The organism is Crateriforma conspicua (genome assembly GCF_007752935.1).
Lineage (GTDB): Bacteria > Planctomycetota > Planctomycetia > Pirellulales > Pirellulaceae > Crateriforma > Crateriforma conspicua.
This window is the reverse complement of record NZ_CP036319.1, coordinates 6125662-6140752: the sequence shown is the minus strand read 5'-3', so window position 1 is coordinate 6140752 and position 15091 is coordinate 6125662. Positions and strand designations below refer to the sequence as shown.

The following is a 15091-nucleotide window of genomic DNA, read 5'->3' as shown; positions in this document are numbered from 1 at the left end:
CACCGCCAATCGGGCGGCGACAGACGCACGCGTCTGCCGCCGGCCCGAATGGCTGGAGGCCTATCGCTATCAAAACTCGCTAAGGACTTGGTCAAACAGGGCCGAATCCGAATCGTCGTCATCGTCCTGTGCCGCGTTGGCGGCGGCGATCAAATCGACGGTGTCGTCCAAGGCGACAACCGCTGCGTCGTCGAAGACGCTGGTCGAACCGGTCGTAACCGGTTCTTCGCCTTCGGCGATCCCCACGCTGGGGATCGAGTCGGATTCGGTCGACGGGTTTTCGGCGATCAGCAAGTCACCTTGCACCGTTGCCGCACTGGCCATGACCCCCGATGCCACCGGTTGATAGGCGGTCGTCGCGGCGGCTTCACCTTCGCCTTGGCCGAAGTTGTTGCCTTGCATGCGGTTCAAGTAGTTGATCACCAACAGGGCGTCGAATGCGGACACACTGCCGTCGCTGCTGACGTCCGGATAGATCGCCGGCGGCGGCAGGACATCGCTGGGTTGCAGATCGATCGTGTTGCCACCATTGCGGTTAAGCATATTGATGATCTGCAACGCATCGAGCGGCGTGACGGCACCGCTGGCGTTGACATCCGGTCCGAGCGACGGGTTGGTGAACGGATTCGACGAAACCACCAATCGGTAATCTTCGACTTCGCCGGTCGCCGCATCGCCGGTGCTGCCCAGGTTGTCGACTTCGCTCAACCGGAACCGAGCGTAGGTTTCACCCAGCACCGCGTTGACGGGAACTTGAACCGTGATGGTGTCGCCGTCGCTGATCAATTCGCGACCGTTGCCCGCCACCGATCCGTAACGTTCAACGGTTTCGAACACGCCGTCGGCGTTCCAGTCGAACCATGCGTCGAAGTAGAACGGGCGGCCGTCGGTGTTCAGGTCAACGGTGAACGAAGCGTCGAAACCGTTACGTACCACCGAGGGAACCAAGACGCCGTCGTCATCGTCGGCGTTGTCCAATCGGGCATCCGAATCGGGCGACAGGATGGTGCCGATGCTGAAGCTGGTGTCGACGCCGTGTCGTGCACCGCCGTCGGCGAAACTGCTGGCGTAGGGCGCCGGAGCGTCGCCGTAGTCGAAGCCGCCACCGATAAAGATCGTCAGCTCGGTGCGTCCGTTGATTTGGTTGCTTTGCAGCGGGTTGCCGACGTCATCGCTGATGGTCGACGACACGACCGATCCGTCACCGGTCAGTCCCGCGGTTCCTTCAACAAAAACAACACCGCTGATCGCATCGGCGGTGACACCGAACAGTCCTGCGCCGTTGATCGCATCGGCGATTCGCTGTGCGGCCTGTTCGTCGGTGGCATCGACGGGGATGACGACCGGAACCGAGGCACCGTCGCCTGGTTCGCCGATTTGGGTCAGCCCCGAATCGTTGAACGATAGGGTGACATTGTCGTTCCCGCTAAGTGCGACGCGGCCGAACCCGGCATTGGACGCCGTCAAGCCAAGGCTTTGTCCACCGATCGCACGGACCATCGCGTCGGCGATTTGATCCAGCGACGCTCCCAATGGGATCGTGACCGGAACCGCGCCCGCGGTGGTCGTGGCACCGTTGTTGTCGAATTCAAAGATGACGGTGCCGACACCGTTGGCCGTGATTTGGAACGTGTCGCCGTCACCCAAAGCGGAAGCCGGTTGATTGCCGTTGACCGGAATCTGGATTCCGAATCCGGGGCTGACGCCGATCGATCCGCTGTTGGTACCCAGGGCACCGGTGATCGCGACCGTCGATAACGGGTTGGTTCCCAAAAGTTGCACGACGTTGTCCGCCGATGCCGCGTCGACGTTCAACCCGACGCTGTCGATGGCCGCCGCGATCTTGGCGGCGATTTCGGTCGAATCGTCGTCGCTTTCGATGGCGATCCGAATGTTGCCACCGGTGCTGGCGTTGTTACTGTCCAGTTCCAGCGTCAGTTCGCTGACGCCGTCGAACACGACCACTTCCATGCCGTCGACATCGGCACCGGTCAATGCGGAGTCGACCGTAACCGTGATGCCCGATTCGTATTCAAAGGTGGTTGCCGTTGCCGTGGCGTCCGCCAGGCTGAACAGGCTGCCGTCGACATAACCGGTGCCCGCCGAAGCCCGGATCAGTGAATCCGATCCGGAAATCAGCCGCACGGTGTAGGTGGATTCTTCTTGCCAGACGCCGGCGATCGGTGTCAGGCGGATCGTGTTGCTGCTGGGGTTGTATCCGAAGCGATAGTCGACGCCTTCGGTCAACAGTTCGCCGTCACGCAGAAGGATCAAGCTGTTGCTGCTGACCGTGCGATCGTCGATTCCCGTTCCCGGGGTGACGTCGGCCGGCGCCAATCCATCGATCAGCTGAATCTCAAAAGCGTCCGGGGCGTTACCGAACACCGAAACGGTTCCGGCGCCGGTTCCCAGTCCGGCAGCCTGCGGTGAAACCAAAACGGCACGTGGGCCGGCCAAGTCACCACGGTCAACGGCGCCACGGTCCTTGAAGACACGTTCGCCCAGACCGCTGGGTGTTTCGACGTTGGGATCATCCACACGCAGTTGGCCGTTGACGTCCAGGCTGGGTGCCAGGATCGGCGACGGCGGCAAGCCGATCGGGTTCTTCACCGTCACCAGGCTCGGCCGGTCTTCCAGCGAATCAATACTGCTGTCGATGATTCGTGAGTTTGCCGCGGGCGAGAACACCAAGTCGGACGGTGCAACAAAGACGGATTCGCCGTCGTTCAACAGCAACGAGAATTCACCCGGCGTCACACCGGTCGCGTCGTTGGCGTTGCGGTAATACGCGTTGCCGCCCAACACAATGGTTTCCGCTGGTGTGTCCGAGGCGATGCCGGTGTCGGAGTTGGCCACCAAGTTGTTCAGCAACGTCGGGGCGACGGCACCGACCAAGTTGATGCCGGTTCCACCGCCGGTGAACTGATCGGCGGGAACACTGCTGATCGCACCCACCGCATCAATGTCAGCACCGCGTGAAGCATCGGCGGCGTCACCCTGACCCAAGTCGGTCAGTCGAACGTAGGCCACGCGGTCACCAGGGCCGAAGCCGGCCGCGTCGATGTCCAAGGTCTTGTTGTCACCGAACACCATGCCGACGTCGATGAAGTTGATGCCGTCACGGCTGAGTTCCACCATGACTGATTCGATCGATCCGACTTCGAAAATCGCCAAGTCGGGACTGGAATCCCCGCTGCCGGTCAACAAGTTGTCGGTGAACTGCAGCGTGATGGATCCACCCAGGCCCAACGAGGTGGTGAAGTTCCCGTTGGCGGGTTCGGTTGTCGTTGCACCTGCATCGGGAGCGCCCAACGCACGGGTTGCGTCATCGAAACCGGTGTCCGGGGCATTCGTTCCGGTGGCCGGGTCATAGCTGACGACCACGTCCGCAAAGGCGGTGTCGCCAAGGTCGAACAAGATGTCGTCAAAGATCTCCGCACCCGATGCGGCGCCGGCGGTGATCGTTCCACCAACGATCGTGTTGTTGATGATCCGTTCGAATGACAATGGCGGGTTGCTGGTTCCGTCGCCGCCGGATGCCAGGCCGGTGACCTGCAGTCCGCCGGTTTCGTTGTACGCCAACACGTTGCTGCGGACGACGACACCGGGGACCAAGCCTTCGGTGTTCTGTTCGATCAAGTTGCGTGGGTATCGCTGGATCGAATCGCTGGTCACGCCCGCAACGGTCGCCGTTGCGTCGTGGTTGATGTTGATGCCGTACTGGCCGTTGAACAGGAATTGACTGTTTTCGACCAAGATGACGCCCTGGCCGCCGCGATCACGGTTGGAATCACCACGTCGAGTATCAAATTCGACCGCGGCAAAGACACCGTCGTCGTCGATGATTTCCACATTGCCGTACAGGTTGATCTTCGGATCCGCGGTGCTGTCAATGCCGCTGGCGGGCAACGCACTGACATTAACCACCGATTGAACATCGGCACGGTTGATGGCCGCGATGATCGCCGCACCGACTTCGCCCGCCGTTCCGGGACGCGTCGTGGCGGTGCCGGGAATCGGCTGGCCGGTGGCCGGATCGATGTCTTCGGTACCGGCGATTTCCTGTTGCAAGGTAAACGGCACTCGGACATTGCCGGGCTGCACACCGTTGTCGGCTTCGACCAAATCAAATTCGAACGTCACGGTGGAACGACCGTCATGGATCTGGAACGTCTGGCCGTCGGACAATTGATCGGCCGACATCGCCGTGACGCTGCGCGAATCGCTCAAGCGATCATTGGTGTCGAACGTGCGGAACCGCTTGTCCAGTCCGTTGGGTGTCGAGGACACGACGTATTCGCTGGCATCGCGAATTTCGACCTGATACGTCCCGGTGTTCAGGTTGCTGGTTTCGTCGTTGGGCTGGGCGAAATCGGGACGAGCGTCGGTGATGAACGAGCCATCGACGATCGCCGATCCGGTGGCGATTTCACCACGTTCGGCGAAACCGATGATGAAATCGTCCAGGTAAACGCCTTCGACTTCGTTGTCCAACACGCCGTCGCGAATGGTGCGGGTGTCATTCAGGTTGACACCGAATCGATCGCCATAGCGGTCGCCTTCCAAAGCCAGCGGGCCGACGTCGTTGACGACGTGATTGCCCAGTTGGATCGACGATCCGGCGACCGGGACCGCGTCGGTGTTGCCACCGTTGAATCGATCCGCAATGGCCTGGCTGATCGCTTCGGCAACTTCCGCCGCCGACATGCCCATGGTCACCTGAACCGGTGCACCGACGATGCCCTGTGTTCCGCCGACCATGAATAGGGACGAATCGGACACTTGCAGGTTGCCGATGTTGGTCAATTCCAACACGCCACCGGTGACGCTGACGCCGCCCGGTGTGGCGATCGAAACGCTGGCGGTGTAGGTGTCGATTTGGCCCGGCGACGCCGAACCTGGATCACGGATATCGTACGATTCGTTGCCACGGCCACTGATGCCGATGTAGATCGTTCCTGATTCCGTTGCCGTGTAGCGGACCACACCGCCGGTGGACGTCGTCGTCAGCGGATTGCCAGCGGCATCAAAGAACCGGACCGCTGCGGTCAGTGACGGGTTGATGTTCAGACGAACGTCGACATCGATGACGCTGCCTGCGATCACATCAACGGTCAACAAGTCAACGTCATCGGGCCGCGTGGGATTGCCCAGCGAATCCAAGCCGCCGATGCGGCCGGTTCCGTTGATCTCCACATTGCCGCCGGTGTAGGGCAGGGGAGTCGCTTCGTAAATGAAGTCGTTGGTGCCGTCGGTGACGGTCGGCGAATCCGAAGCATCGGAGAAATCGAATCCGTTGGTTTCGAATCCTTGCAGCGGAGCGATCGCCAGGGAATTGGCAATAGCCTGTGCGATGTCTGCACCGGACAAGTCGCTGAGCGTCGTGCCGGCCGGTTGTTCGGCCAGCAGGTCGATCGAACGTTGACCCGGCAGCACGGTTCGCGTGCCATCGTTCAGCACGAACGTGTCGCCTTCGATCGTGATCGACGCCACCTCGTTCGGGTCGACATACAGTTCGGCCAGCGTGCTGCCGGCTGGCATCACGACCGTGGGAGCGAAATCAAATTCAAAGACTTGGCCGTTGACAGTAAACGTCTGGCCTTCGTTCAACTTGTTGGCCGGGACGGCACGCAGTTTGGTCGAACCGGTGACGACCGCGCCGGCGGTGGAGAATTCGACTCGCAGGCTTAGACCCGACATGCCGGCGAATTCGCCCAGCGGCACCCGGGCTTGCCGCCAAGTGCCGGTGTTGTCGAACAATTGTTGGACTTGCAGATCGATGTCATCGGCATACACCCCGGTTTGCGGCGGGTCGTCGAATTCATCGTCGCTGAAATTGCCACCGCGTGCGGTGTTGTTGGTTGCGACCAGGTGTTCGACACCTTCATCGGTCACGACATAGACACGCAACGCATCACGATCGCTGACTTGTCCGTTGCGGTTGGTGCCGTCGACGCCATCGGTTTCCAGGAAATAGCTGAAGTACAGCATCGGCTGGTCGGTCGACGAATAGCCTTCCAGATCGAAGGTGTTGGTTTGCATCACACCGTGGGCACCACCGGGGAAGTTGATGGTGTTTTCGATCGTCTGGCCGTCTTGCCGCGGGTTCTGGACGACGTTGTTGTTGTTCAGAACGACCGGGTTTTCTTGCGGGCTGAACAGGCCGCCGAAAACATCGGTTTCGTAATTGAAGCCCAGGCTGTAGTCGTCTGCTCCACTGGGGCCCGGCCGCGTGCTGTTGTTGATGTCCAACGGCGTTTGGCGGTGTCCCGCATCGGTGGTGCGTTCTTCGCTGGTGTGCCACAGGTTGAAGTCCAGCGTGCTGAAGTCCAAACCTTGGGCGCCGCTGATGCCCGTGGAGATGCTGGTTTGGCCGCCGGCAAAGATCGGTTGCAACACGCCATTGGTGTCAAAGGCGTGGATGTCTCCCGACGCAGTGATCCCGAACAGGATCTGTTGCAGTTCGCCGTTTTGCAGCGTTTGCGGGCCGGCACGCAGGCCGGTGAAGTTGATCCCGCGAAGGTCGGTGGCGGTGGCCACGTAACGACCGACGGTTCGGGCACCTTCGCTGTTCAGTTCGCCGCTGGACACCACGTACAGTCCACCGGCGTTGCTGATCGCATACAGTTGGCTGCCGACCATTTCAGCACCCGTGATCAGCCCGCCCATGCCGTTGCCGCCTTGGATGAAGCTGCTGGACGCATTGCCGGCCGCACCGACATCGGTGATGAACCCTTGGCCGCCGATTTGGATCGAATTAACGCGGGCGACCGCCGTGACATTGGCCAGACTTCCGCCGGCTTCGGCGTTGTCGATGGCCGCGACGATGCGTGCGGCCAGGCTGTCCAGGCTGTCGCTGGCGTACAGCGGAATCGCGACGCTGCCGGCGCTGACGCCCGGTGTGCCGGCGATGCCAACACTTGAACCGGAGACGATCGACAGGCTGGTGGAATTCGGCAGGGACACCAGCGTGCCTGACTGTACCGCCGCCACGCCGACGTTGCGGATTGCTTCGGCAAGCGCCTTCATGGCGTCATCGGTTCGCGTGCCAGGTGCGATGAAGACTTCGACCGCACCGGCGTTGGACAGGGTCGGATCGCCGGACAGATTGACGCCGCTGCCAGTCGTACTGACGGCGACCGGTGATGCGGACGTGAAGATGATCTGGTCGCCCATGCTGCGTGGCGACAATCCGGACAGTTGCGTGCCCAGGATTCCGGAAACTTCTGCCGCAAGTTCGCCCGCGGTTCGCGTTCGCGTGCCGTCGACGATCGAAACCGCGACGTTGCCTGGTTGGGCGACACCGCCGCCGGTGAATTCGATGGTCACGATTTGACCGCTGGCGTCTTCGACCATCAGCGTTGAACCTTGGGTCAAACCACCCAGGCCCGGAGAATCCAATTGGATCGCGACGCCGGTGTTGAATTCGAACGTGGTGCCATCGATCAGTACTGTGTCGCCATCGGCGATCGCGATCGACGGATTCGCGGCCAACGCATAGCCGCTGTCCAATTCGAACTTCAGCGTGTCGGTACCGTTGGACAGCGTGAACGAATCGCCGTCAAACACCTGTGGAACCAGGATGCCTTGGGAATTCAGCGTCAACGGTTCTTGCAGCCCCAATTCGGTATCGATGGGGGTTGTCGCTGCGGTGTTGATTTGTCCGACTTCGAACAGCGATGCACCGGCACCGGCTTGGGCTTCCAACAGCGGTGAAGGTTGGCTGTCGACGGTTCCGTCTTCGGGATTGAAGCGGAACAAGACGTTTTCGAAGTAATCCAGGCCGGCACGTGAGGCACGGTTGCCCACGAAGAAGCCCGTTTCTTCACCGCCGCGGGCGCGGATCGAGATGGCTTCGACTTCGAATCCGACATCGCTGGAATCTTCCAACGTGATTTCGTTGTCCACCGGCGGGTTGCCCGTGACCGGATCGGGATCGTCGTGGAACGTTTGGATGTTGCCGCCGGTGCTAAGCGGAGCACTCAACGAACCATCGGTCGTGTCGATACGGTTGTAGAACCATGTCGTGTCCGATGCCTGGCCGACAAAACCGCTGTAGCCAAACAGTTCGCCGTTGGCCGTGAACGCGATGTCGCGAACCGTTTCGCCGAAGTTACCCAGCAAACCATAGCTGTCACCGGTGTACGGATTGACGATATGCAGGCCGCTGCTGGTGTTGACGTACAAGACGACGTCGTCCAGCGTGTAATCGACCACGCTATCGGCATCGAACAACAGCGGGACAACCGGATCGTCGGCGGTGCCGCCATAAACCCAGTCGGTGTTGCCGAACGGCGCGATACGATCTTCGGCAATGCGTCGGACCGAATCGATCGGTTCCAATCGCAACAACGGGTTGGTCGAATTGGCGTTGAAGAATTGGTCCAGCGGTTGTGGCACTTGTTGTTGGTTAGCAACCGCGACGTAGTACGTGCCTTCGCTCAGTTCGGCTGCACCGATGAACGGGTCATTCGTTCCCGCACTGCCGCGGGACAGGTCGGTCGAACCATTGCTGCCGGACGACGCCGGCAGGTCGTCGGCGATATTGCTGTCGCCGCCGATCAAGATCAGTTGGCCTGCTTCGTTGAAGACGTACAACGCCATGTCGGCGCGGGCAAAGTTGTCCGCGTAGTCCAGGTCGAAGACTGTCGACAGGTACATCGCCGCGCCGTCGCGGGTCAGGCTTTCGTAATTGATCGTGAACTGATACCAGTCGACATCGGTCGCGCTGTCGAGCGATCCGGAGAACGACTTGGCCAACAAGTCGCTTTGCAGCGGGCCGGCGTCGGCGGCGCCATCGTTGCCGGCACCGTAATAGCCCAACGGCTGTGCGTCGGCGCGGACATCATTGGACGCATCGGTTTCCGATTCTTCGCCCAACAGCGGCGAATGCATCGGCTGGCCGATGATTTGGACGCCGTTGTCGGCATACCGGACGTCGGCAAAATTGATTTGCGTGCCGGGCGTTTCGTCGGTCTCCTGCAGTCGGACCTGCAGTTGGTACGATCCGCTGGTCAGGCCGCCCAGCACTTGGCCGGGATCGGTCAGCGTTGCAAAATCGGTCGGATTGTCCGTGTTACTGCTTCGAACGCGGACGTGGTACAGGTTTCGCGTTCCCGCTTCGCCCGGCAGCGTCAAACGCATACCGGCATCCTTGGCGTTGGTGCTGTACGCATCTTGGCCGTCGCCGCCCAGAACGGTCAGCGGTTGTGCCGAACCTTGGTTCAAGCCGTCGGCGATGAACAGGCCGCCGGCAGCCCCCGCGATCGAAGAATCGTTCGATGCGGCCAAGACTCGGCCGTTCGCATCGATCAATTCCACCACGGAATCCAGGCTGTTGGACGTGCGGTCGATGTCCAGCCAGACTTCGGTGTTGCTTTCCGCGACGAACGAGTACACGTCGACGTCATCCGTCGTGCTGATCTCACCGGACACGACAAAGCCCAGTCGGCGATTTTCATCGCCCGATTGTTCATCGGGGGCCAATTCACCCAGGAAGCTGGACTGTCCCGGAATGGCGTTGCTGTTGATTTTCGGACTGTCGTTCGATTCCGTTTCGTTGACCAATGCGACGTTACGGTCGTGCGCCGCTTCGCGGATGATGATGCCGGTCCAGTCACCGGGACCTGCGGTGGTGTTGGCCGCAGGCGTGACGGTGGTGGTTTCCAACAACGGGTTGCCCTGGGAATCGAACCCCGCACCCACCGTGTTGTCGAAAAGACTGGTCAGCACGACGGGGAAGTCGGGCGAACCGACGATTTGAAGCGAACCGCCGATCCGGTCTGCGATATCGACCAGTTCATCCGATCCGGTTTCGATGGTGCCGCCGACCACGATCGCGGCAGGTTCATCGCCGTCGGCAAACTTGACAACCAAACTGCTGTTGGCGTCGCTTTGCAAACGCAAGCCGCCGAAGATGTGTTGGTTGGGAATTTCAATGGTGTCGGTGACGACGTGGACGATATCGGTGTCATCCCAGACGCCCGCTGTGGTCAGTTCACCGCCACGAACTTGCAGACCGTTGATATCGTTTCCGCTCATCGTGTTGCCACGGATCAGCGGTCCTTGATTGCCGGTCACCTCGACGCGATCGATCGCACCGGTGCTGCGGCCCGGATCATTGATTTCCTTTTCGCCCAGCGAATTGACGTCGAAGGTGATTGCCGCACCGCCGCCGTCGAAGAATTCGTTGTCGACGATGACCGGCTGCGACGCACGGACGAACAGATTGCCCGCCGCGTTTTCGCCGCGACCGACACGGGTGCCGCTGTCATCGCTGTCGCCGCTGGCGTTCATTTCAAAGCGGCTGTTGGCCAGACGCAGATTTGCCTGGTGGACTTCCAAGGCGTTGAATTCGGCAAAGCCACCTTCGATTCGGGTCAGGCCACCGGCACCGGCGATGACCGCGTGGTCGATGCTGGCGGTGGCGCCTTGGCCGATGTACAGGCCGCCCCAGTCCCCGGGGTTCAGCGACGCGGAGGTGCCTTGGTCGTTGGTGTCAAAGGTTCCGCCGGCACCGTATCGGGTGTCCTCCAAGCCGGTGAAGACGACCGGCAATCCATCAGTGCCTTCGGCATAGATGTCGGCACCAAAGCGGGCTTCGATACGTGAACCTTCCAGCTTGATCACGGTGCCCGGATCGATCTTCAAGCTGGCGTCCAGTCGGCTTTGCAAACTGGCGCCCAAACTGGACAGCGGACCGGCCGGTGAACCGTTTCGATCCACAAAGGAGGTGCTGCTGGCGTTCAGTTGTGCCACCAACAAGAAGTCGTCGGCTTGCAACGTCGACGGATCCACGCCGGCGGGAATCTCGGCGCGGTACAGACGACGGGAAACAAAGTCGGTGTTCGATCCGATCGTCGGCAAACCGCTTAATTGAATGCCGCCAAAGCCGTCACTGGTTCCCGTCAGTTCAAACGGAACCGTGAAATCGCTGGCGGCTGATTCCAAACCTTCGGCGGTCACATACGTGATGCGATAGGTGTAATTGCCTTCGGCGATGTCGCCTTGGTCGGTGAAAGCCGATTGAACCAACAACGACGACGGCGATGAACTGACCAACAGCGGACCGCCGGGCGTGCCCTGGACGATCAAGTTTTCCGTCAGCACGTGCGTGATGTCGGTGTCGTCGAAACGCGCAGCGCTGGTCAACGGTTCCAGACGGTCCCCGGTCCGAGTGCGTACCCGAACGAACAAGCCGTTGAATGAGTTGTTGACGACAATGTTTCCGTGAATGTCCGGTCCGACTCGTGTGTAGTCGGGCGTGAACGCACCACCGCCTTGGAAGATGTTGTCGGTAAAGCGAGTCTCGGTGAACGTCGACGGCGTGGCCGCGATGGCCGCGTCGGCACTATTACTGATGACACTGTTGGCGACGGTTGCCCGGGTCACCGCCATGTCGATCGGCGAAACGGCAACTTGTTGCCCCGCGATCGATACGGCACCACCGCCGTAACGCATGTCGGCGTATTGGATGTGGTTCAGGAAGACGCCTTCGTTTTCGCGGTTGCGTCGTGATTCGTCAGCCGAATCCAAGTCGCCACGCAAATCGATTCCACCCCAATCGCCGGGGCGTGCGTCGGGGGTAAACGCGGACGTGTTGCCACTGCCAACGGTGTCGTCGTTGATACTGGTGAAGATCACGTTGCCGGGAATGATTTCTCCGACACTGTCGCGAACCGGCAAGCCGTTGGCACCGATGATTGACGGGGTTCCCAAGACTTGGATAGCCGCGTCGCTGGCGTCGATCGTCGGTGAAACGCTGCCCACGCCGATGCGTGCGCGTGAAAGCTTCAGGATCGCACCGCTGTCGATGATCAGCCGCGTTGATTTTGGCAGATTCAGCGTGGCACCGTCGGCCAATTCGAAGCCGTTGCTGTCGTAGCCGATCTGATAGCTGAAGTTGTCCTGCATCGTGGCCACGTCGCCGTCGATCCCGCCGTTGCCCACGACGCGGATTGTCGTTCCGGGACGTTGGGTCGCCGCCGCGATGGCGTCGTCGATGTTGCGATAGGGATTCGAAACCGATCCCAAGATGCCGGTCGGATTCTGTGGTCCCAACTTGTCGACATAGACCGTCTTGTCGGCGTCGGCCGGCACGAACCAGAAATTGAACACGCCACCGGGTTGTCCGTCGGCATCACCATCCAACGCGACGCCGGTCGCATCGGTGATGGTCGCCGCGGCGCGGGGGACAAAATCCAAACGCAGTTCGTAATCGCCCTCGGTGCGGCCGCCGAACCCGGTGCCGCCGATGCCGGGGTCGTAACTGGTGTTGCCTTTGGCACTGACGCCGACCGCGTAATCACCCGCGGCCAGATCGATTTGCAGCATTGCGTCGTTGCTGAAATAGTCGTCGTTCGCGGCGACTTCTTCGTAGCTGACGATGTTTCCCGAACCGTCTTTGGTCACGCGATACAAACGCAATGCCGAATCCAGCAAGCTGGGGCTGCCCAAGCGTTCGGCGATCGTTTCGGCGGTCAACGTGCCGGCTTCACTCAACGTGAATTCGAACAGGTCGACGTCCGTGCTTTCGGGACGGTAAAGGTATTGTCCGTGGACGATGTCCGCGGTGCTGGGATACGACGGTTCGTTATCGCTGCCCGGGTTGAAGATAAAGCTGGTGCTTTGCGTGGTCGGTTGCGGCAGATCGTCCGCATAGCCGTAGCCCAACAGTTGTCCCACGATGAACATCGCACCGCGGAAAAATTCGTCGCCGAATTGGTCGTCGATCGAATCATCGAAATCTTGCAGGTCCAAGATGCCAAGATCGTCGATACCGTCGGCATTGCTGTCGGCGGTCACGGCCGCCAAGCCGCCTTCGCCACTGGTCGCGCCGTCGCCGCTGGCGAACAGATCACCCACGGCGATGCTGATCGATGCCGGCGATGTCGGTGCACCTTCGACTTCGATAAAGCTGATGCCCAGGTATTCGCTATACAGCTGGATCGCTTCGCGGACGCGGTCCTTTTGTTGTTCGCTGATGACGTTGAAATACGTCTGTTGGCCGGGGCCGTTGGGATTGGGGCCGGAAAAGGACGCCGGAAATGCGTACTGCATGACCGCGATGCCGTCTTCGCTGTCGGCGTCGTTGCGGACGTAATCCAACGGGACCGTGCGGGTCAGACGCGACGGATCTTCGGGACGAATCGTGCGGGTCCCCGGCAGATCGGGGCCGGGCAGGGTGATGCCATAGGGCGATTCATTTTCAATCGTCGACTGGACGACGGTCGATTGCGTGCCGCCACCGCCCAGCGTACCCAGGTCGGTCGCGGTCGAAAGCGAATCACCGGGCTCGGCGCCTTGCAGGTCGAATTCCGCCGGTGCCGCCGGCAGACCTTCGCTGGTGCCGATCCGCAATCGCGCCGCGCTATCGTAAAAGCCGCCCGCCGGGTTGGGGATCCGCGACAGCGGGAAACTGAAATCCAGCAACGCAATGTTGTTGATCGGATCGAACTGAACCGACGTCGGGTTGATCGGTGCCGAATCGTCGGTGTTGTTGGCCGTGTCGCTGGTGAAGATCAGCTGGTAATGAGCCGGATTGCTGGCCGTCGCGGCGGACAGTGTGTCGTTGCCGAAATGGACTTCGATCTTGCCCGTTTGCGGCTGCAACGCGCCGGTGCTGGCATTGCGTCGAACCGGTTCGGGAACCACCGCAACGACTTGGGGACCCAAATTGATTTGGAACTGACGTGACAAGTTCACGCCGTCTTGGAAGGGTTCGCCCGCGATGTTGGTCAGCGCGGTCGGGCCGACACCGACGATGTCGATCTGATAGGTGTCATCGGGCAGCGGTTCGGCAAATCGGAAAACGACTTCGCGAGGCGAATCGCCCAGGCCCACATAACCGGGCTGGACCACCACGTCGCTGGCACCGGACAACGTCAGCGGCGAATACAGCGTGTTGCGGTTGCCCACCAAAGTGTCGCCGTTGCCACTGATCAACAGCGTCTTGACCAGCGCGGCCGAATTCGGATTGTTGTTGAGGGCGGCGACGAATTCGTCGGCCGTCGTCTCGTTGCCAAAGTTGCTGTTCAGTTGGACGTTGATCTGACCGTTGCTGACCAAGACGACCGGATTGGCTGCACCACCGAAGTCTCGTTTGGTGACGTTGACTTCAACACCCAGACCGTCTTCGCCGGGAACTTGGCTGATCATGCGAACCAGCACCGATCCGGAGGTACCCAAGTCGGTGACGGCTTCGGCGGCGTTGGCCCCTTCCAGCGTCAGCGTGGTCGTGCCCGAAACGTCATCGCCGACCACGCCCAGGGTGGATCCGCTGACTTGGATGACTTCGACCAAGTCGTTGGCCAGTGGATTATTGGCAACCGCCAGGATCACGTCCTGGGCATTGCTCAGACGACCCGGCGTGTTGCTGACGGTGATCGCTACCGTGCGATCGGAAACCGAAACCTGGGGCTGGCTGGTCACCAGCGAATCGGCCGTGATGACCACTTGGATGCCGTTTCCGGTCGCACCGCTCTGGCGGGCGCGGAATTCCAGCACCACATCCCCGTTGGTGCCCAGGTCGCTGGTGGCAGTGGCCGAATCGAACACCTTGTCTTCGCCGGCCCGCGTGATGCGAATGCCGGACAAAGTGTCGGGGTCCAGTTGGGTGTCGTCGTCAAAGCGGAACACCAGTTCCTGCGGCGACTGCTGCAGCACGGTCAACTGGCCGTCCGGATCGACGTTCTGGACTGGTGATTCGAACAGCAACGATCCCACGTTGGGCTGGACGCCGATCAGATCTGGACCGGCCAAAAGCTGCCGGTTTTCCAGCGTTTCCAGCAAGCCGCGACGATTCTTCAACCGGCGACGTTGCCGATCACGCGACGCACTACCGCGATTCGGACCCGGCTTGGACCTCGGCGATTCGTCCGAAATACGAGCTTGGGTTGATGAAGATTGACTGCGATGAAGGGTCATCCAGAGGCCTCGTCTAGGGACCGCGGCTTCGGCCGCGGCGGTGTTCGTCAATGAGGTGAAGGGGGGCGACGCGGACCGTGCAACCGGCTAGCGGCCGCCTTCGGCCAGGAAAAGTCGTGGGGAAATGCGCGGACTGGGGCAGACGCGAAGGCTGGATAAATTGCGC

General features: G+C 60.9%; 1 protein-coding gene. It reads right to left on the bottom strand.

The window, feature by feature from the left end:
• Positions 1–69 precede the first annotated feature (69 nt).
• Positions 70–14808 (bottom strand): dockerin type I domain-containing protein, encoded by a 14739-nt coding sequence (locus Mal65_RS22495; RefSeq protein ID WP_165701463.1) that lies wholly within the window; start codon positions 14806–14808, stop codon positions 70–72.
• Between the last annotated feature and the right edge of the window lie 283 nt (positions 14809–15091).